Origin of the sequence: Salinarimonas chemoclinalis, assembly GCF_041514305.1 — a bacterium.
Taxonomy (GTDB): Bacteria; Pseudomonadota; Alphaproteobacteria; order Rhizobiales; family Beijerinckiaceae; genus Salinarimonas; species Salinarimonas chemoclinalis.
Genome location: NZ_JBGMWH010000008.1, coordinates 101,965 through 120,794, shown reverse-complemented (window position 1 = coordinate 120,794; position 18,830 = coordinate 101,965). Strand labels below are relative to the sequence as shown.

The 18,830-nt window shown below is 73.8% G+C and carries 15 protein-coding genes; 12 read left to right on the top strand and 3 right to left on the bottom strand.

Annotated elements, in window-relative coordinates; translation table 11 throughout:
• Positions 1 to 62: 62 nt before the first annotated feature.
• The 3 genes from AB9M23_RS14290 to AB9M23_RS14280 all read left to right on the top strand — a co-directional run bounded on the left by AB9M23_RS14290 (position 63) and on the right by AB9M23_RS14280 (position 2,871).
• Entirely contained in the window at positions 63 to 611 is a 549-nt protein-coding gene (locus AB9M23_RS14290) for a Fur family transcriptional regulator (RefSeq protein WP_372425228.1), read from the top strand.
• A gap of 57 nt (positions 612 to 668) precedes the next feature.
• Positions 669 to 2,021, top strand: coding sequence for a DUF2254 domain-containing protein (locus AB9M23_RS14285; RefSeq protein ID WP_372425227.1), 1,353 nt, complete (start codon positions 669 to 671; stop codon positions 2,019 to 2,021).
• Between the two features lie 64 nt (positions 2,022 to 2,085).
• The gene (locus tag AB9M23_RS14280) at positions 2,086 to 2,871 is read left to right on the top strand and encodes a tellurite resistance TerB family protein (RefSeq protein ID WP_372425226.1); all 786 of its coding nucleotides are present in this window, start codon (positions 2,086 to 2,088) and stop codon (positions 2,869 to 2,871) included.
• 10 nt (positions 2,872 to 2,881) lie between these two features.
• Here AB9M23_RS14280 and AB9M23_RS14275 read toward each other — a convergent pair whose 3' ends face one another.
• Positions 2,882 to 3,115 carry a DUF2798 domain-containing protein gene (locus AB9M23_RS14275; RefSeq protein WP_372425225.1) on the bottom strand — a complete coding sequence of 78 codons (234 nt, stop codon included), beginning with the start codon at positions 3,113 to 3,115 and terminating at the stop codon, positions 2,882 to 2,884.
• A 192-nt stretch (positions 3,116 to 3,307) separates the two neighbouring features.
• Between AB9M23_RS14275 and AB9M23_RS14270 the strand changes: the two genes are divergently transcribed.
• From AB9M23_RS14270 to AB9M23_RS14235, 8 genes are all read left to right on the top strand, one after another.
• The gene (locus AB9M23_RS14270) at positions 3,308 to 4,000 is read left to right on the top strand and encodes a thiamine phosphate synthase (RefSeq protein WP_372425224.1); all 693 of its coding nucleotides are present in this window, start codon (positions 3,308 to 3,310) and stop codon (positions 3,998 to 4,000) included.
• Positions 3,997 to 5,070: a tetratricopeptide repeat protein gene (locus AB9M23_RS14265; RefSeq protein WP_372425223.1), complete on the top strand. Its 1,074-nt coding sequence runs from the start codon at positions 3,997 to 3,999 to the stop codon at positions 5,068 to 5,070. The genes AB9M23_RS14270 and AB9M23_RS14265 overlap by 4 nt, the downstream gene beginning before the upstream one ends.
• A 290-nt stretch (positions 5,071 to 5,360) precedes the next feature.
• A complete protein-coding gene (locus AB9M23_RS14260; RefSeq protein WP_372425222.1) occupies positions 5,361 to 9,578 on the top strand; it encodes an SEL1-like repeat protein in 4,218 nt (1,405 codons plus the stop codon).
• Positions 9,579 to 9,711: 133 nt separating this feature from the next.
• The gene (locus tag AB9M23_RS14255; RefSeq protein WP_372425221.1) at positions 9,712 to 10,644 is read left to right on the top strand and encodes a sulfite exporter TauE/SafE family protein; all 933 of its coding nucleotides are present in this window, start codon (positions 9,712 to 9,714) and stop codon (positions 10,642 to 10,644) included.
• Between the two features lie 5 nt (positions 10,645 to 10,649).
• On the top strand, positions 10,650 to 11,423 hold the full coding sequence (locus AB9M23_RS14250) for a TIGR02186 family protein (RefSeq protein WP_372425220.1): 774 nt from the start codon (positions 10,650 to 10,652) through the stop codon (positions 11,421 to 11,423).
• A gap of 56 nt (positions 11,424 to 11,479) precedes the next feature.
• A complete protein-coding gene (locus AB9M23_RS14245; protein ID WP_372425219.1) occupies positions 11,480 to 12,880 on the top strand; it encodes an HD-GYP domain-containing protein in 1,401 nt (466 codons plus the stop codon).
• Positions 12,881 to 13,005: 125 nt separating this feature from the next.
• Positions 13,006 to 13,455, top strand: coding sequence for a DUF3429 domain-containing protein (locus AB9M23_RS14240; RefSeq protein WP_372425218.1), 450 nt, complete (start codon positions 13,006 to 13,008; stop codon positions 13,453 to 13,455).
• Positions 13,456 to 13,857: 402 nt separating this feature from the next.
• Complete coding sequence (locus AB9M23_RS14235; RefSeq protein ID WP_372425217.1) at positions 13,858 to 15,255, top strand: M20/M25/M40 family metallo-hydrolase; 1,398 nt, start codon at positions 13,858 to 13,860, stop codon at positions 15,253 to 15,255.
• Positions 15,256 to 15,281: 26 nt separating this feature from the next.
• On the opposite strand, the gene AB9M23_RS14230 is transcribed toward AB9M23_RS14235, so the two are convergent.
• The gene (locus AB9M23_RS14230) at positions 15,282 to 16,844 is read right to left on the bottom strand and encodes an HVO_A0114 family putative DNA-binding protein (RefSeq protein ID WP_372425216.1); all 1,563 of its coding nucleotides are present in this window, start codon (positions 16,842 to 16,844) and stop codon (positions 15,282 to 15,284) included.
• Positions 16,837 to 17,181, bottom strand: a complete 345-nt coding sequence (locus tag AB9M23_RS14225; RefSeq protein WP_372425215.1) for a toxin-antitoxin system TumE family protein — start codon at positions 17,179 to 17,181, stop codon at positions 16,837 to 16,839. Before AB9M23_RS14225 ends, AB9M23_RS14230 begins: the two co-directional genes overlap by 8 nt.
• A 365-nt stretch (positions 17,182 to 17,546) precedes the next feature.
• Between AB9M23_RS14225 and ispG the strand changes: the two genes are divergently transcribed.
• Complete coding sequence (gene ispG / locus AB9M23_RS14220) at positions 17,547 to 18,818, top strand: flavodoxin-dependent (E)-4-hydroxy-3-methylbut-2-enyl-diphosphate synthase (RefSeq protein WP_372425214.1); 1,272 nt, start codon at positions 17,547 to 17,549, stop codon at positions 18,816 to 18,818.
• Positions 18,819 to 18,830: the final 12 nt, after the last annotated feature.

Below are 18,830 nucleotides of genomic sequence, written 5' to 3'. Positions count from 1 at the left end.
AGCGGGGCGGGCAATGCGGCCGCGCGTGGCGCGGGCGGCGCTGCGATGCTATATCGTCACGCATGGATCACGAGCACGATCAGACCCACGCGCATCCGCACGATCCCTCGGCTCCCTGCGCCCACGCGCACGCCCGTGCCGCCGCTCTCCCCGAGGCGCTCGCGGGCGCCGAGGCCGCGTGCGCCGAGCGCGGCGTGCGGCTCACGCCGATCCGGCGGGCGGTGCTGGAGGCGTTGCTCGAGAGCCATGCCCCGCTCGGTGCCTACGAGATCCTCGACGCGCTCAACGCCAGGGGCGCGGACGAGGGACCCGGGGAGAGCAAGGCCGGCCGCGGGCTCGCGCCGATCGCGGTGTATCGGGCGCTCGACTTCCTGATCGAGCAGGGCTTCGCCCACAAGCTCGAGAGCCGCAACGCCTTCACGGCGTGCCCGCACGCCCACGCGCCGCACGACCTCGTCGCCTTCCTGATCTGCGAGGCCTGCGGCGGCGTCGACGAGCTGGCGCCGGCGCCGCTGGCGAAGGCGGTGGGGCAGATGCTGGCCCAGGAGGGCTTCGCGCCGCGCCGGCAGGTGCTCGAGATCACCGGCGCCTGCGCGCATTGCCGCGCGTGACGGGGGAACGGTGACGCGAGCTCGGCCGTTGATCTCGCCCCGGCCGAGACCGATCCCATGACTCGCAACCGCAGTCCGCTCCACCCGGTCGGCTCCCGGCTCGCCACCGCCTGGGACGCGGTCCAGTCGAGCCTCTGGTTCGTGCCGGGGCTGATGTCGCTCGCGGCCGGGGCCATCGGCCTCGTCCTGCTTCGCGTCGCGCTGCCCGAGGGAGACGACGCCTGGGGCCTGCTGAAGACGCCCGCCGCCTCCCCCTCGGACTTCGTGTCGACGCTCCTGTCCTCCATGATCACGATGGCGACGCTCGCCATCTCGATCACGATGGTCGTGCTCACGCTCGCGGCGAACCAGCTCGGCTTCCGGCTGATCCGCACCTTCATGAGCGATCGACGCACGCAGGTCGGGCTCGGGCTCTTCCTCGCCACCATCGTCTACCTGCTGATCGTGCTGCGGGGCCTGACCCCGGACGCGGCGGCGCGGGAGGCGGCCGCCGCGGTGACCGGTGCGACGGTGCTCGTGCTCGCCTCGATCGCGATGCTGCTGTTCTACGTCCACCATCTCGCGCGCTCGATCGTGGCGGACACGCTGATCAACCGCGTCGGCGACCAGCTCGACGCGACGATCGAGCAGTTCCTGCCGGACCTGTCCCCGCAGCAGCGCCAGCATCCGCGCTCCATCGCGAAGCACGACGACGCCCGGCCGATCCACGGGCGCGCGAGCGGCTACGTCCAGGGGATCGACTACGGGCTTCTCGTGCGCGCGGCCTGCGAGGCGGGGGGCGTCGTCGAGCTGGCCTACCGGCCCGGCCACCATGTCCTCGCGCGGGGCGTGCACGCCTGGGTGACGCCCCCGGAAGCGCTGACCCCGGCGCTGGAGAACGCATTCGCGCTGGCCGTCGTCGTCGGCCCGGAGCGGACCCCGGTCCAGGACCTCGAGTTCGCCTTCCGGCAGCTCGTCGAGATCGGCCTGCGGGCCCTCTCGCCGAGCCTCAACGACGCCTTCACCGGGATCGCGGTGATCAACCGGCTCGGGCGGTCGATCGCCACGGTGATGACCCGCCCCTCGGCCGAGCGGGGCTTCCCGGACGAGGACGGGGTCGTTCGGGTCATCTCCCCGGTCTCGACCTTCGAGGGGCTCGTCGACGTGGCGTTCCACCAGATCCGGCAGTCGGCGGCCGACCAGCCGGCGGTGCTGATGCACCTGCTCGAGACCCTCGCGCAGCTCGGCGAGATCGCCCGGGACCCCGATCGCAAGGCCGTCATCGCCGAGCACGTCGATCTCGCCACGGAGGCCGGCCGGCGCGTCGTCGTCGAGCCACGCGACGTCGCCGCGATCGAGGCGCGGCGCGACGCCGCCCTCGCCGCGCTGACGCGCGACGAGCCGGTCTCCCACGAGGACGGCCTGCGCTGAGCTTGCGGCCCCGCTCGCGCGCGCCCATCTCAGGGGCGTCGCACCCCATCACCGAAGGCTCCCCATGCTCGACGCGAAGAAGCTCCTCGACCAGGTCCTCGGCTCCGCCCGCGCGGGCGATCTCTCCGGGCTCGAAGCGCAGGCGCGCCGCATGCTCGGGCAAGGGGGCGGTTCCGCAGGCGGCGGCAGCGCGGGCGGCGGGACCGGAGACCTGCTCAGGGGCGGCCTCGCCGGGGGCGTCGTCGGGCTGCTCCTGGGAAGCAAGAAGGCGCGTGAGTTCGCCGGCAAGACCGCCGGCACGGCGCTGAAGATCGGCGGCGTCGCCGCGGTCGCGGGCCTCGCCTACGCCGCCTGGCGCAATCGTCAGGCTGCGATCGGTGCGCCCGTCGCCGAGCCCGCGGGCCACGGCGCCACGCACCTGATGCCGGCCGGAGGCGCGGCGTTGCTCGCGCCCCCCGCCGACAGCGGCTTCGCGCCCGCGAATGCGCCCGGCGGCGAGGAGGCGCTCGCCCGCGCGATCCTCGTGGCCATGATCCAGGGGGCGAAGGCGGACGGGCACATCGACGGCGAGGAGCAGGCGCGCATCTTCGCCCACATCGAGCAGCTCGGGCTCGACGCGCAGGCCAAGGCCTTCGTCATGGACGAGCTCGCGTCACCGCTCGACATCGACAAGGTGGTGCGCGCCGCGCGCACGCCGGAGATGGCGGCGGAGCTCTACGCCGCGTCGCTGCTCGCGATGGTGCCGGACCACCCCGCCGAGCGCGCCTATCTCGACATGCTCGCCGCACGGCTCGACCTCGACCGTGGGCTCGCAGCCGAGATCGAGCGGGCGGTCGCGGACGCGACCTGACCGCGAGCCCTCACGCCGGCGGCTCGACGAGGCGCGCGACGATCCGGCGCACCAGCGGCGCGAAGCCGAGCACGCCGGGAAAAGCCACCGCCCAGGCGAAGAGCCAGCCGGTCATCCACTTGAACAGGAACGCGTCGAAGCCGACAGCGCGCAGGGTCGCGATCCCCGAGACGACGAGGGACATGATCCCCGACAGGAACAGCGCGAACAGGATCGGGGCGAAACGGGGCGGGAGCTTGCGCACGGGCGTATCCGACGAGACGAGGCGACCCGCTCCCGACGTCCTCTCGCTCTTGCGCCGAGCGGCGCGGAGCGGCAAGAGAGGGTCGTGCGGGCGCTTCGCTCATAGCCCGGGCGGCGCGCACGGCCAAGCCCGCGACGAAGCCCGCGATCGCGGCCCGCCGGGCAGTCCCGCGCACAGCGCAAGAGGCCATCCGTGACGCCCACCCTCCTCTACCTCGTCACCCCGATCGTCGAGGACCCCGCCGGCTTCGCGCCGACCCTGCGCGCGGCGATGCGCGACGGCGCGGCCGCGGCCGTGCTGCTGCGCCTGCCGCTCCGGGAGGAGCGTCTCCTGATCAACCACGTCAAGGCGCTCGCCCCGATCGCGCAGGAGGCGGGGGCGGCGCTCGTCGTCGCGGTGGAGGGCCGCGGCGGCGCGGAGACGGAGGCCCTCGACCTCGGCCGCGTCGCGACCCGCGGCGGCGCCGACGGCGCCCACGCCCGCGACCTCGCCGAAGCGCGGCTCCTGCGCGAGCGCCTCGAGAGCGACCGCGTGGTGGGCGTCGGCGCGCTCAAGTCGCGCCACGACGCGATGACGGCGGGCGAGATCGGCGTCGACTACGTGCTCTTCGGCGAGCCGCGGCCGGACGGCTCGCTGCCGGCCCTCGACGCCGTGCAGGAGCGCGCCGCCTGGTGGGCGGAGATCTTCGAGACGCCCTGTATCGCCTACGCCGCGAACCTGGACGCCGTGGCCGCGCTCGCGCGGACGGGGGCGGAGTTCGTCGCCCTCGGCGACGCGGCCTTCTCGGACCCCGCGGGACCCGCCGAGGCGCTCGCCCGGGCACGGGAGACGCTCGACGCCGTCGACGCCGAGCGCGTGCGGCGCGCGGCGGAGGACGGCGCGTGAGGCGCGCGCTCCCGCTCCTGGCGCTCGGCCTCACGCTGCTGGCGGCCCCGGCCGGCGCGCAGGCGCCGCAGGTCCCCGCGGCCGAGCCGGCTCCGGCCGAGCCCCTTTCGGTCGAGCCCCTTTCGGTCGAGCCGCCCCTCCTCACGGCGCCCGCGGGGCGCGAGCCCGTCGAGACGAACGGCTTTCGCGACACGACCCTCGCCGCGCCGCCGCCGGTCGGCGCCGAGGCGGACCCGGACGCCGACCTCGCCTACGGTGCGTTCCAGCGCGGCTACTACCTCACCGCCTTCCACCGCGCGACGCAGCGGCTGGAGCGCCTCCCCGACGACGCCGCCGCGATGACGCTGCTCGGGGAGCTCTACGCCCAGGGGCTCGGCGTGCCGCAGGACGTCGCCCGCGCCGCCGACTGGTATCGCCTCGCCGCCCGCCGAGGCGACCCGAACGCGCTGTTCGCGCTGGCCATGATCGCGATCGAGGGCGAGGGCGTGCCCGCGGACCCGCGGGAGGGCCGCGCGCTCCTGGAGCGTGCCGCCGAGGCGGGCCATCCCCGCGCCGCCTACAACCTCGCCCTCCTCCTTCTCGGCTCGGAGGAGGAGGCGGACCTCGCCCGGGCGGCAGAGCTGATGCGCCTGGCGGCGGAAGCGGACGTCGCGCCCGCGCAGCACGCGCTCGGCGTCCTCTACGCCGAGGGGCGCGCCCTCGAGGAGGACCCGATCGCGGCCGCCGCCTGGTTCTCCCGCGCCGCCCGCAGCGGCGACGTCGCCGGCATGGTCGAGTACGCCATCGCGCTGTTCAACGGCGCGGGTCTGGCGGCGAACGAGGAGGAGGCGGCGCGCTGGTTCCGCGAGGCGGCCTTCCGCGGCAACGCGGTCGCACAGAACCGCCTCGCGCGCCTGCACGCACAGGGCCGGGGCGTCGCGCAGGACCCCGTCGAGGCCGCCGCCTGGCATCTCGCCGCCGCGTCGCAGGGGCTCGACGACGCCTGGCTCGACGAGGCGCTCGCGCGCCTGACCCCCGACGAGCGGGCCGACGCGCTCGCGCTGGCCGAGAGCCGGCTCTCGCAACCCTGACGGGATCACCCGCCACGGACCCGATCCGCACCGCCGCGGCAACTCCCGGGCGGCTCGACGAGCTTCGTTCGCAGTTCGCGAAGATCGATTAACCGCGTGTTTACCTTGACGGGGAAAAGTCGAGGCGTCGGCGCATGTCCGCAACCGACCGTCAACTTTCGGCGGCGGCGGGCGGCGTCGGGGCAGGCGCGTCGGGGCGGCGCCGGGCCCGGCCGCGCATCCCGAGCGCGACGCCACCGACGAAACGTCCCGCGGCCATCCGGCCGGCCAACAGGACCGAGAGCGCGGCGATGCGGCAGAACGTTTCACAGTCCGCCCCCTGGGGCCTCGACGGGCTCGATCCCGAGGTCCGCGACGCGGCCCGCGAGGCGGCCCGGCGGGCCGGGATGAGCCTCGACGAATGGCTCTCGGTCGCCATCGCCGATCGCGCGACGCGCGCCTACCAGGAGGCGCCGGTGCGCCGGCGCGCCGGCCAGCCGGCTCGCGCCTCCGATCACGGCGGCGGCTACGACGAACTCGACGGGGTCGCCTCGCGCCTCGGCAAGATCACCCGCGGCGGCGCGAGCGCCGCCGCTCCGCAGGCGCGTGTCCAGGCCTCGACCCGCAACCTCGACCAGGTCATCGCCTCCCTCACCGCCGAGCAGGACCGCCGCGCCCGCGAGAGCGCGGCGAAGACCGCCGAGGCGCTCGATTCCGTGGCGCGCTGGATCGAGCGCGCCGAGGACCGCATGGCGGAGACCACGAAGTCGGTCGCGGAGCGCCAGGACCGCACCGCGACCGTGCTCGGCGAGGCGCTCGGGCTGATGACCCGACGTCTCGACGACATCGATCGGCGCGTGGCCGAGGGACATCAGCCCTCGATGAAGGCGGCGCTCGACGCCGTGGCCAAGGTCGAGAAGCACCTGGCCAACCTGGAAGTCCGCCGCCGCGAGGAGACGAGCGCGGCCCGCGAGCGCGACGCCGCCCGCGAGTCGGCGATCGACGAGAAGATCGAGCGGGCGCTGCGCGGCTTCGAGGAGCGCATCGCCACCATCTCCGAGCGGATCGCCGAAACGGCGGCGCCCGAGCGCGGGCGCGGCCGTCGCGGCCTGTCCGTGCGAGACGAGCTCAAGGAGGCGGTCGCCGAGATCCGCTCGCGCCAGCAGGCGCTGGAGGACCCCGACGGCGCCGCCGCCGCGCCCCCGCCGGCGCTCGCCGCCCGCTTCGCCCCGCGCGCCGAGGCCGCGCCGCGCGACGGCCGCTCGCACGCCGAAATCCTGGAGGGGCTGCGCGCCGACATCTCGAAGCTCGCCGGCCAGCTCGACAGCGTGCGCCCGCGCGACGAGGAGACCGCGCCCGCGGTGGAAGGCGTGCGCCAGGAACTGGCGCAGCTGCGCGAGACCGTGTCGGGGCTCGCCACCCGCGGCGAGGTCGGGCAGCTCGAGGACATCCTGCGCACGCTCTCCCGCGAGACCGCGCAGGCGATGATCCAGGCCAGGCTCGGCAATACCGGACCCGACGCGGCGGCGATGGGCGCGACGCTCTCGCGGCTCGAGGGCGAGGTCCGCCGCCTCTCCGACGAGGTCCAGCGCAACGCACCGCACGGCCTCGTCCAGGCGGTCGAGACCATCTCCCACAAGGTCGACCTCATCGCCGACGCCGGGCTCGACCCGCAGACGGTGCAGGCGCTCGCCGGCGAGGTCGCGGACCTGCGCGGGCTGCTCGGCGAGATCGCCGAGCCGAGCCGCGTCGGCGATCTCGCCGAGCAGGTCGCGGAGCTGTCGCGCCAGGTCGAGCGGATCGCGCGCGGGCAGGTCGACCCGCTCGAGTTCGCCGGCATGCGCGCCGCCGTGGAGGACATCCGCGAGCATCTCGCCACGCCGCGCCCGGAGGCGGACGGGGCCGCGCTCGGCGCGCTCGGGTCGCGCATCGACACGCTGGGCGAGAAGCTCGAGGCCGCCACGGGTCTGCTCTCGCGGGCGGACACCGGAGCGCTCGCACGCCAGATCGACGGCCTCGCCGCCTCCGCCGCGAAGCTCGAGGCCGGCGGCGCGCCCGCCGCGACGGTCGATCTCGGGCCGCTGGCGAGCCAGATCGAGGCGCTCGGTGCGCGGCTCGACGCGCTCTCCACCCGGCCGACCCAGGTCGACGTCTCTCCGGTCGCGCAGCAGATCGAGATGCTGGAGAAGCGGCTCGGCGCCCGCCAGGAGGCGCTCGCTCCCGCCGCGCTCGTGGCGCGGCTCGACGTCATGGCCGAGAAGCTCGACGCGCTGCGCGAGGCGCCGCGGCCCGAGCCGTCGCTCGACCTCGACGGCCTGATGCGCCGGCTCGACCGGATCGACGAGCGCCTCGCCGCGCCGGGCGAGGACGAGCGGCTCCGGCCGCTCGAGGCCATGCTCGCCGGCCTCGCCGCGAAGCTCGAGGAGCCCCAGCGGGAGGGCTCGGACGGGCTCGAGGCGCTGGAGCGCCAGATCACGCAGATCGCCGCACGGCTGGAGCGCGAGCGCGACCCCGACCCGGCGCTCGCCGCGCTCGAGCGCTCGATGGGCGACCTGATGGCGCAGGTCGCGGGCCTCGAGGACGGCCTGCGCGGGAGTGCGCCCACCGCCGGCAAGGACGCCTCGAAGGACGGCGCCTTCGCCGATCTCGCCCGCACCATCGAGAGCCTCAAGGCCTCGCAGGCGGAGGCCGACCGGCGCAGCCGCGATACGCTCTCCGCCGTCCACGGCACGCTGGAAGCCCTCGTCGGGCGCCTGGCCTCGCTCGAGGCCGGCCCGGGCCGGGAGAAGGACGGGCGCGACAGGGACGCCCGCCGCCAGAAGCCGGCGGAGGCGACCGCCGCGCGCAGGTCGGCGGCCGAGGCCCGGCCCGTGCCGGGAGCGCCCGTGCTCGACGAGGAGACCGCCCCCGCGGCCGCCGGCGGAGCGTCCGCCCAGGCGCGCGAGGAGCCCGCGATGCCGCGGGGCTTCGACATCTCCGCCTTCCGCGCCGCGGCCCCGCGCAAGCCGGAGCCGGAGGCGCAGGCGCCGGTGCTCGACACCGGCGCCGCCGCGCTCCTCTCCGAGGCGGACGCGCCCGCCGCGATGCCCGCGATCGACGAGATCCTGCTCGAGCCGGGCTCCGGCCGTCCGCAGCCTGGCAAGGGCCGCAAGGCCGCCGCGCCGGCGCCCGCCGCGAGCGAGGAGCCCGACGCCGGCGACATCAAGGCGAGCTTCATCGCCGCCGCCCGCCGTGCCGCGCAGTCCGCCGCAGCGGAAGCCGCCGCGGCGCGCAGCGAGCCCGCGGAGATCGACGCCGACGGCGCCTCCCCCGCGAGCCTCGCCGGGCGCATGAAGCGCGTGCTCGCGCGCCGCCGCAAGCCGCTCCTGCTCGGGCTCGCCGCGATCGTGCTGGCGCTGGGCGCGCTCCAGGTCTCGACCATGCTCCAGCGCGGCGGCGACGGTCCGGTCGCGAGCGTCGCCCCCCCGGCGCAGGTCTCGACGGAGGCGGCGCCGGCGGCGCTCCCCGCCCCGATCGACGCCCCGGCCGTCACGATCGCGCCGGAGGCCGACCTGCCGGCCGTGCCCCGGGCGGATCCGACGACGACGCAGACCATTCCGGGCGCGGACGCGTCGCGGGTGCCGAGCTTCATGGGGCTGCCTGCGGCGCCGCTGTCGAGCGGCATCCCCGCGGGCGACCTCGTCATCCCCGCGCCCACCTCCGCCGACGCCGCGCGGGAGATCATGCTGCCGCCGCGCCGCGACGAGGCCACCGCCTTCGCCGCGCGCATCGTGCCGCCGACGGCGACCGACGCAGCCGCCGCGCCGATGATCCCGACCGGTCCGGTCTCGGCCCTCGTCGCGGGCCTCGTCATCCCCGACGCGGTCGCCTCGTCGCGGCTGGGCGAGGCCGCCCGCGCCGGCGACGAGGCCGCCGTGTTCGAGCTCGCCGCGCGCCTCTCGGACGGGCGTGACGCGCCGCGCGACCCGGCGCTGGCCGCCACGCTCTTCGAGCGCCTGGCGGAGCAGGGCGTCGTGCCGGCGCAGTACCGGATCGGCCAGATCCACGACAAGGGCGTGGGCGTCGCGCGCGATCCGGCCGCCGCCGAGATGTGGTATCGCCGCGCCGCGGAGAGCGGCAACGTCACCGCCATGCACAACCTGGCCGTCCTGCTCGCCGAGGGCGCGGTCGGCGGTGCGCCGGACTACACCGGCGCCATCGGCTGGTTCCGCCGGGCGGCGGAACACGGCGTTCGCGACAGCCAGTACAACCTCGCCGTCCTCCTCGCCCGCGGGCTCGGCGCGCCGCAGGACCTCTCCGCCTCCTACACCTGGTTCGCCATCGCCGCCGCGCAGGGCGACGGGGACGCCGCCGCGCGCAAGGACGAGCTCGCCCAGCGCCTCGACGAGGCCGGACGGGTGCTCGCCCAGTCCGCCGCGGACGCCTGGCGGCCCGAAACACCCGATCCCCGCGCGAACGAGGTTGCCTCGCCGGCCCATGGATGGAACGATCGCGCGGCCGGCCTGCCGGAGCGTCGGTTCGCGGCGTGATCGATCGCTCTCGGTCGTGACCGCGGCCACACGGCCGTCACGGACGCGAGGCAGGAAGGGGTCGCGGCCGTGACGGCCGCCCGCATAGCGTCACGAGCCGGGGCCACGGCCCCGGCCCCGAGGAACCGTAACCGTGTCGATCTACCTGCCCGTCGCCGAGCTCACGGTGAGCCTGTTCATGATCCTGGGGCTCGGCGCCGCGGTCGGATTCATCTCGGGGCTGTTCGGCATCGGCGGCGGCTTCCTGATGACGCCGCTCCTGATCTTCCTCGGCATCCCGCCCGCCGTCGCGGTCGCGACGCAGACGGCGCAGATCGTCGCCTCCTCGACCACGAGCGGCCTCGCGGCGCTGCGCCGACGCGCGCTCGACCTCAAGCTCGGCGGCGTCCTCGTGGTGGGCGGCCTCGTCGGCACCGCGCTCGGCGTCTGGCTCTTCGCGGCGGCGCGGCGCGCGGGCCAGCTCGACCTGCTGATCGTCGTCTCCTACGTGACGCTGTTCACGATCGTCGGCTCGCTGATGCTGCGCGAGAGCATCCGGGAGTTCCTGCAGTCGCGCAAGGGCAAGCCGCGCCCACGCCGGCGGGCGGGCGAGCACCCGGCCTATCTCGGCCTGCCGCTGCGCATGCGCTTCCACCGCTCGAAGCTCTACGCGAGCGTGATCCCGCTGTGGGGGATCGCGATGTTCATCGGCTTCGCCGGCGCGATGCTCGGCATCGGCGGCGGCTTCATCCTGGTGCCGGCGCTGCTCTACCTGTTCCGCGTGCCGACCAACATCGTGGTGGGCACGTCGCAGTTCCAGATCCTGTGCACCACGCTCGCCGCGCTCGTGCTGCACGCGGTCGCGAACCAGGCCGTCGATCTCGTGCTGGCGCTGATGCTGATCGTCGGCGGCGTCTTCGGCGCGCAGTTCGGGGCGCGGGCGAGCACGCACCTGCGCGCGGACGTGTTCCGCTTCCTGCTCGCGCTCCTGATCCTCGGCGTCGGCCTGCGCTTCGCCGTCGAGCTCGTGCTCCCGCCCGAGGAGCCGTTCACGCTCTCGATCACGCAGATCGGCGGCGGGGAGTGAGGCGCATGCGCATTGCCCGCCTTTTCGCCGTAGCGCTCCTCGCCTGCCTCCTCGCGCCGCTCGCCGCCCGGGCCGAGTCGCTCGTCACCTCGCTGTCGAGCCATCAGGTGGCCATCAGCTCGAACTACTCCGGATCACAGGTGGTGCTGTTCGGCGCCATCCGCCGCGACGGCCAGACGATCTCGCGCACTGGGCCCTATCAGGCCGCCGTCGTCGTCCGCGGCCCGCCGCAGACGGTCACCGTGCGCCTGCGCGAGGAGATGGGCGTCGTCTGGATCAACGGCGAGCAGCAGAAGTTCGCGGACGTGCCGGCCTTCTACGCCGCCCTCACCTCCGCGCCGCTCGACCAGATCGCCGCACCGGCGCTGCGGGACAGGCTCGCGATCGGCCTCGACGGGCTGGCGCGCCACGTGGGGGAGACCGCCGAGCGCGACGGGCGCGAGATGGTCTTCCGCCAGTCGCTCGTGCGGCTGAAGCGCGAGATGGGCCTCTACGTCGCCGCGGAGCGCGGCGTCGCCTTCGTCACCCCGCAGGTCTTCCGCGCCGCGATCGTGCTGCCCGCGGACGCTCCGCCGGGCAATTACGAAGTGGACGTCATGCTGTTCTCGGGGGGCTCGCTCCTCGCCCGGGACCGCACGAACTTCGAGCTCGTCAAGATCGGCTTCGAGCAGCGCATCGCGACGCTCGCCGAAGAGCAGTCGCTCCTCTACGGCCTCGGCACGGCGGGCGCAGCGCTCTTCCTCGGCTGGCTCGCGAGCGTGGTCTTCCGCCGCGACTGAGCGCGGACCTCCGGGGCGTTAAGCCGCCCGCAACGCGTCCGTGCCAGGGTCCGGCGATGTCCGCCGCCTTCCCCACGCCGCAGCCGGCGCCACGCGCGGAGCCCCCGCCGGCCTTCCCCGCCGGCGCGGTGCGCGACCTCGCGCTCGCCGACGTGCTCGGCGCGCTCTCCCACGCCCTCGACATCACCGAGGGCCAGCCCCCCGGGCACGCGCTGCGCTGCGCCTTCGTCGCGCACGCCGTGGGCGACGCGCTCGGGCTCGGGGGCGAGGCGCTGGGCGACCTGTTCCACGCCGTGCTGCTCAAGGACCTCGGCTGCTCCTCCAACGCCGCGCGGATCTGCGCGCTCTATCTCGCGGACGACCGCACCTTCAAGCACGACTACAAGCTCGTCGGCGACAGCCTGCCCCAGGCGCTGCGCTTCGTGCTCGACCACACCGGCCTCGGCAGCGGCCTCGCCGCGCGCTTCGCGGCGGTGATCGAGGTCGTGCGCAACGGCGGCGAGATCGCCCGCGAGCTGATCGAGACGCGCTGCGAGCGCGGCGCCTCGATCGCCCGCGCCATGGGCTTCTCCGAGGCGGTGGCGATCGGCATCCGCGATCTCGACGAGCACTGGGACGGCGGAGGGCGCCCACGCGGGCTCTCCGGCACGGCGATCGCGCTGCCGGCGCGGGTCGCGCTCCTCGCCCAGGTGGTGGACGTCTTCCGCGGCGCGCGCGGTCCCGCCGCGGCGCTCGCCGAGACGCGCGGGCGTGCCGGCACCTGGTTCGACCCGCGGCTGGTCGAGGCCTTCGCGGAGGTGGCCGCCGCGCCCGGCTTCTGGGAGGCGCTCGCCGATCCCGGGATCGAGGCCGCCGTCCTGGCGCTGCCGCCGGCCCGCGACGTGCGGCGCCTCGACGACGGGGGCCTCGACCGGATCGCCAACGCCTTCGCCCAGGTCGTCGACGCCAAGAGCCCCTACACGGCCGGCCATTCCGAGCGCGTCGCCTTCTACGCCGGCCTCATCGCCGAGGAGCTCGGGCTCGACGCGCACCGCCGCGCCTGGCTCGGGCGGGCCGCGCTCCTGCACGACGTCGGCAAGCTCGGCGTCTCGAACGCGATTCTCGACAAGCCCGGCAAGCTCGACGACGCGGAGTGGGTGGCGATGCGCAACCACGCCCGCGACGGCGAGGTCATCCTGTCGCGCATCGGCGCCTTCGGCGGCCTCGCCCGCATCGCGGGCGCCCATCACGAGCGGCTCGACGGCGCGGGCTACCCGCGCGGCCTGCGGGGGGCGGAGATCGGGCTCGACACGCGCATCCTCTCGGTGGCCGACGTCTTCGACGCGCTGACCGCCGATCGCCCGTACCGCGCCGGAATGCCGGTGGCGAAGGCCTTCGAGATCCTGCACGCGGACACCGGCAGCGCGCTCGACGGCGATTGCGTCGGAGCCCTCGCGCGGGCGATCGCGCGCCGTTGAGCTTGCAAGCGTCGCGCTCGGCGCTATGTCTGCGAGGCCGGCACGGGGACCCGCCTCTCCCGGCGCTCCCCCGCAGCTCCCCCGACTTCGCCCGACCCGCCTCTCCCGCCGCGAGCCGCCAGCGCATGAAAGCCGACGCGTCCATCCCGCCCGTGCCCCTGGTCCTGGGGCTCGCGGGGCTGATTCCCTTCTACGTGCCGGCCCTGGCGCTGCCGACGGGCCTCGATCTCGGGTGGGAGCGGGACGCGCTCGCGTTCGCGCTCGCCGCCTACGGCGCACTGATCCTCTCCTTCCTGGGCGGCATCCGCTGGGGCATCGCGGTCTCGATGGAGGAGCAGGGCGCCGCCCGGCGCGGCTACGTCATCTCGGTCGTCCCCTCCCTCCTCGCCTTCGCCGCGCTCGCCCTGCCGCCGGAGGCGCGGCTGTGGACCCTGTGCGGGCTGCACGTCCTGCTCGGGCTGCTCGACTACGGCCTCGTCTGCCGCGAGGAGGCGCCGGAATGGTTCGGCCGCCTGCGCCTCGCCCTCGCGGGCGGCGCGGCGCTGGCGCTGGCGCTGGGCGCGCTCGGGCTCTGACGCGGCCGGATCTCGACGCCGCACCGCCGATGACATGCGATCGGTGGCTCCCCTCTCCCTCGTGGAGAGGGGTCGGGGGTGTGGGGCGTGAAGGATCGAGCACGCCGGTGATGCAGGTCTCTGCCGGCGCTGCGCGGGGTGTGCGTCGAGACGGTCCTGCACGCCCCACACCCCCGACCCCTCTCCACGAGGGAGAGGGGAGCCCGTCGGCGGCCTGCATCGACGTCCATCCCGCCAGCGCGCGGTGCGGGTCCAGCGCATTCGGTGGAGCGCATCCGGTGACGCGCGCTCGTTCGCCCTCGCCATATCTGCCTGCCGCGGTGCGCCCGCGCCACCCCCTTGCCCCCACCCCCCGAACGCGCGACACCTTTCCCGACGCCCAACAACCGACCGAAGGCCCCCATGCCCTCCCCGCACCTCCCCGCCGTCCTCGCCCACATCGACTCCGACCTCGACGCCTCGCTCGAGCGCCTCTTCGCCTGGCTCGCGATCCCGTCGATCTCCACCGATCCGGCCTATGCCGAGCATTGCGTCGCGGCGGCGCGGTTCATCCGGGAGGATCTGGCGAGCCTCGGCGTGGCGGCGCAGGTGCGGGACGTGCCGGGCGCGCATCCGGCCGTCGTGGGGCGGGTGGATGGGCCCGCGGGCACGCCGCATGCGCTGTTCTACGGGCACTACGACGTCCAGCCGGTCGACCCGCTCGACCTCTGGGAGAGCCCGCCCTTCACGCCGGTGCGCAAGACGCTGCCGGACGGGCGCGAGGTGATCGTCGCGCGCGGCGCCTGCGACGACAAGGGTCAGGTGATGACCTTCGTCGAGGCCTGCCGGGCGTGGAAGGCGGTCACGGGCGCGCTGCCGATCGGGCTCACGTTCCTGATCGAGGGCGAGGAGGAGAACGGCTCGAAGGGGCTGCCTGCCTTCGTCGAGGCGATCAGGGACGAGCTCTCCGCCGATCTCGCGCTCGTGTGCGACACGACACAGTGGGACCCGCGCACGCCCGCGGTGACCGCCTCGCTGCGCGGCCTCGCCTACGACGAGGTGATCGTGCGCGCCGCCGATCGGGATCTGCATTCGGGCCTGTTCGGCGGGGCGGCGGCGAACCCGATCCACATCCTGGGGAAGATCGTCGGCGACCTGCACGACGCGCACGGGCGCGTGACGCTGGAGGGCTTCTACGACGGCGTGTCCGAGCCGCCGCCGGAGGTGCGCGCCCGCTGGGAGGCGCTGAACCTGACGCCCGAGCAGCTGCTCGGCCCGATCGGCCTGTCGCGGCCGGTCGGCGAGCGCGACCGGATGATCCTCGAGATGATCCAGTCGCGCCCCACCTGCGACGTCAACGGCATCGTCGGCGGCTACACGGGCGAGGGCACCAAGACCGTGATCCCGGCGCAGGCCTCGGCCAAGATCTCCTTCCGGCTCGTGGGCGACCAGGACCCGGAGGCAGTCTCCGCCGCGCTCGAGAAGCACGTGGCGGCGCGGGTGCCGGCGGATTGCTCGTTCGAGATCATCCGCCACAAGGGCTCGCGCGCGATCTCGCTGCCTTACGACATGCCCGCGCTGTCCGCGGCCGAGACGGCGCTCGCCGCCGAGTGGCCGAACGCGCCGGTGATCATCGGCTCCGGCGGCTCGATCCCGATCGTCGGCGACTTCAAGCGCACGCTCGGCCTCGACTCGCTCTTGGTCGGCTTCGGGCTCGACGACGACCGCGTGCACTCGCCCAACGAGAAGTACGACCTGTCCAGCTTCCACAAGGGCATCCGCTCCTGGGCGCGGATCCTGGCGGAGCTGGCGGAGAGGTGAGGGAGGCGGGAAGGTCGCGGACGCCCTCAGGCGTCCGCGAACCGATCGGCGTTGTTGCCGTATTGGTTCCGGACCATCTTGCTTGAAGCCCCGTAGTGCCGAGCGACTTTCTGAACCGGGATGCCCTCCTCGACCATCCGAACCACGCCTTCGGCCGGTGCGAGAAATTCCGCCGCGAAGGCGCGCCCCACAGCCTGCCGGTCGGTATACTGATCCGACACACAGGCAATGCGGCTCTCGAACACCAGATAGTCCCCGATCGCGCGCGCGAGGGTGAAGGCGGTCCGCTCCGGCCCCTCGTCCGCGACGATGACGATCGGGCCCGCGTCACTCACGCCCTGGTAGCCGCGCAGCGCAGCAGGCGCGTCGAGGCTGCTCGCGGCGAAATAGTCTGAGCCGAACCGTTCGGCGAGATGCTCGAGATTGATCAGGGACGCGTCCGGTCCGAGCTTCAGCGTCCTCCGCAGCGCCTTCGCCATGGACGTTCCGCGCTCCCATGGACGCGCGCTCGCGGGCAGCCGAACAGCCGATAACACACCGGCGAGCTCGGGCAGGCGCCGCATGGTGTTCACGGAGCCGTGGTCGCGAAGCTCGGCGCAGATCCATTCGGAAGCCGCGCCCAGCTCCTCGTCGAGCACGGCGGACGCGAAATCGAGCCGCACGTCCTCGTCGGGCATCGACTCGATGAGCCTGCGGATCGCATCCGCTCGCGCGTCGCCGAGATCATAGGGCGAGATCCCGAGCGCACCGGCGGTCCGGGCGAAGGCGTGCTCGGCCGAGAAGGCGCGCGTCTCGAGAAGACGCGCGAGCTTCGCCTGCATCGGCCGGTCGATCCTTCGCCCGGCGCGCAGCCGTGCGGCCACCGGCTCGAGCACCTGCGCGATGAGATCGCGCTCGAGCTCTTCCAGGGGCAGGAACGCCGCGTCGCGCGCCATGGTGATCGGACCGCGAACGATCCGCTCGATGCGAGGGCCGTGCGACTTCAGGGCGATCGGGACCGGACCGGAGGCCGCGGCGAACGTCCCCAGCGAATGCGGAGCATCGCGCCGATAGAGCATGCGCCACCAATGGTCCACGAGCCCTCCGGCCCAGGCCTCGATGTCGGTCTCCAGGCTCACGGTCGCGAGGCCCTGACCATCCCGCCGCGGCAGATGGGCGAGGACGGCACCGTGCGCACCATCGCCCGGTGCGCCGTCGAAGCGCACCGTCAGGAAAGACGGCTCGGCGATCGTATCGTCGGCCGGCCGGGTTGCGCGCGTCGGCAGATCGAGCAGACCGAGTTCCGCGGCCTTCTCCCGTCCGAGATCGGTCAACTCGGGAATCGACGACCGTCCGTCCTGCCGCAGGAGCACGAGCCCGGCTCCGACGAGCGCACTCAGCGAACGGCTCACGTTCGGCTGCGCACGACCGGCGAGCTCGGCCAGCGCGCTGATGCTCTGAGGGGCCTCGCGACCGATCAGGCCGAGCAGATCCCGGTTCCCTGCCGACGCCAGAACCTTGAACGCGTCCTCTGGAGCCGAGGTGGCGACCGCGCGCATGCGTGCCAGCATGCGGTCCCGCAGGTCGTTGCCGGATATGGTCCTACTCATCGGTCTCTTCCTCGAACTCGAACGGGATCCCTCGCCGTTCGCATGCGGCCTCGACGCGCGCGAAGAAATCAGCAATCAGCGCTTCCGCCGTCGTGAACGCGTAGCGGACCCGCTGCTCGACGCGTCCGTCACGGTGCTCGTGATCGAACGGATCCCCTTCGGCTGCGCCATCGAACCCGTGAGAATTGTCGAACCCGAGCACACGATCCTTACCGTCCATCAGGTTCAGAGCGTAATCGAGGCTCCGGGGGCGGCCCGGCGTCGGATCGCACCATTCCGCACGAATAGCCATGGTCCACCCATTGGTCAGCCGGTACGTCCCCGCGAGCTCGATCAAGGCTGCCAGCTCGGGATCGAACTTATATCGTCCCTCGATATGAGACAAGGACTCTCGACGATCCGTTTCGTTCCGAGCTGCCAATGTCGCACCCCTGCAACAGCCTTGTCCGTCCGTGGGAGGTCCAGTCTGACCGTCGACCGGTTCTGCGTAGAACTCTTCGGCACATAGAATTTAGTATATCCTAAATTGCAGCGCAATTTGGATGGTAGCCGGCATAGCCTTTAAAGATAGAGATAGTTCACAGCCACAATGCGGCTTCGGATCCGGGGCAACGCCTTGACGCGCGCTCCCGCAGGCGTCACCTCTTCCCCGGTTCCCCGCAGGATCCCAACCCGATCCCCGCACGATCCGGAAGCGCCCCCATGAGCCTCCTCGCCCAAGCCGATCACACCAAATCCGGCCCGGCCCCGCGGCATCGCAGCGTCGGCGTGATGATCGGCCACGTGCAGGTCGGCGGGGGGGCGCCGATCGTCGTTCAGTCGATGACGAACACCGACACGGCGGACATCGACGGCACGGTCGCCCAGGTGGCCAAGCTCGCGCGGGCGGGCTCGGAGATCGTGCGCATCACGGTCGACCGCGACGAGGCCGCGGCCGCCGTGCCCAAGATCCGCGAGCGGCTCGACCGGATCGGCTGCGACGTGCCGCTGGTGGGGGACTTCCACTACATCGGCCACAAGCTGCTCGACGATCACCCCGCCTGTGCCGAGGCGCTGGCGAAGTACCGCATCAACCCGGGCAACGTCGGCTTCAAGGACAAGAAGGACCGGCAGTTCTCGATGATCGTCGAGAAGGCGATCGCGCACCGCAAGGCGGTGCGCATCGGCGCGAACTGGGGCTCGCTCGACCAGGAGCTGCTCACCCACCTGATGGACCTCAACGCCGCGCAGGCCGAGCCGCTGCCGGCGGGGGCCATCACCCGCGAGGCGATGGTGCAGTCGGCGCTGCTCTCGGCCGAGCGGGCGATGGAGATCGGCCTGCCGAAGGAGAGCATCGTCATCTCGGCCAAGGTCTCGAACGTGCAGGACCTGATCGCGGTCTATCGCGAGCTCGCCCGCCGCTCGGACTACGCGCTGCACCTGGGGCTGACCGAGGCCGGCATGGGCTCGAAGGGCATCGTCGCGTCCTCCGCGGCACTCGGCGTGCTCCTGCAGGAGGGCATCGGCGACACGATCCGCTTCTCGCTGACGCCGGAGCCCGGGGGCGACCGCACGCTCGAGGTGAAGGCGGCGCAGGAGCTGCTCCAGACGATGGGCTTTCGCACCTTCGTGCCGCAGGTCGCCGCCTGCCCCGGCTGCGGGCGCACGACCTCCACCGTGTTCCAGGAACTCGCGCGCGACATCCAGGACTGGATCGCGACTTCGATGCCCGAGTGGAAGACCACCCATCCGGGGGTGGAGGTGCTCAACGTCGCGGTGATGGGCTGCATCGTCAACGGCCCGGGCGAATCCAAGCACGCCGACATCGGCATCTCGCTGCCGGGCACCGGCGAGACCCCCGCCGCGCCCGTCTTCATCGACGGCAAGAAGGCGATGACCCTGCGCGGCCCGACCATCGCCGCAGACTTCAAGGCGCTCGTGGTCGAGTACATCGACCGCCGCTACGGCAAGGCGGACCGCTCCGCGGCCGAGTGACGCCGCGCGGCC

Bases quoted from the DNA above. Each gene is read 5' to 3' on its own strand.
- AB9M23_RS14245 (WP_372425219.1), top strand. From the start codon at position 11,480: ATGTCCGCCGCCTTCCCCACGCCGCAGCCGGCGCCACGCGCGGAGCCC.
- AB9M23_RS14250 (WP_372425220.1), top strand. From the start codon at position 10,650: ATGCGCATTGCCCGCCTTTTCGCCGTAGCGCTCCTCGCCTGCCTCCTC.
- ispG (WP_372425214.1), top strand. From the start codon at position 17,547: ATGAGCCTCCTCGCCCAAGCCGATCACACCAAATCCGGCCCGGCCCCG.
- AB9M23_RS14285 (WP_372425227.1), top strand. From the start codon at position 669: ATGACTCGCAACCGCAGTCCGCTCCACCCGGTCGGCTCCCGGCTCGCC.
- AB9M23_RS14290 (WP_372425228.1), top strand. From the start codon at position 63: ATGGATCACGAGCACGATCAGACCCACGCGCATCCGCACGATCCCTCG.
- AB9M23_RS14230 (WP_372425216.1), bottom strand. From the start codon at position 16,844: ATGAGTAGGACCATATCCGGCAACGACCTGCGGGACCGCATGCTGGCA.
- AB9M23_RS14260 (WP_372425222.1), top strand. From the start codon at position 5,361: ATGCGGCAGAACGTTTCACAGTCCGCCCCCTGGGGCCTCGACGGGCTC.
- AB9M23_RS14240 (WP_372425218.1), top strand. From the start codon at position 13,006: ATGAAAGCCGACGCGTCCATCCCGCCCGTGCCCCTGGTCCTGGGGCTC.
- AB9M23_RS14280 (WP_372425226.1), top strand. From the start codon at position 2,086: ATGCTCGACGCGAAGAAGCTCCTCGACCAGGTCCTCGGCTCCGCCCGC.
- AB9M23_RS14235 (WP_372425217.1), top strand. From the start codon at position 13,858: ATGCCCTCCCCGCACCTCCCCGCCGTCCTCGCCCACATCGACTCCGAC.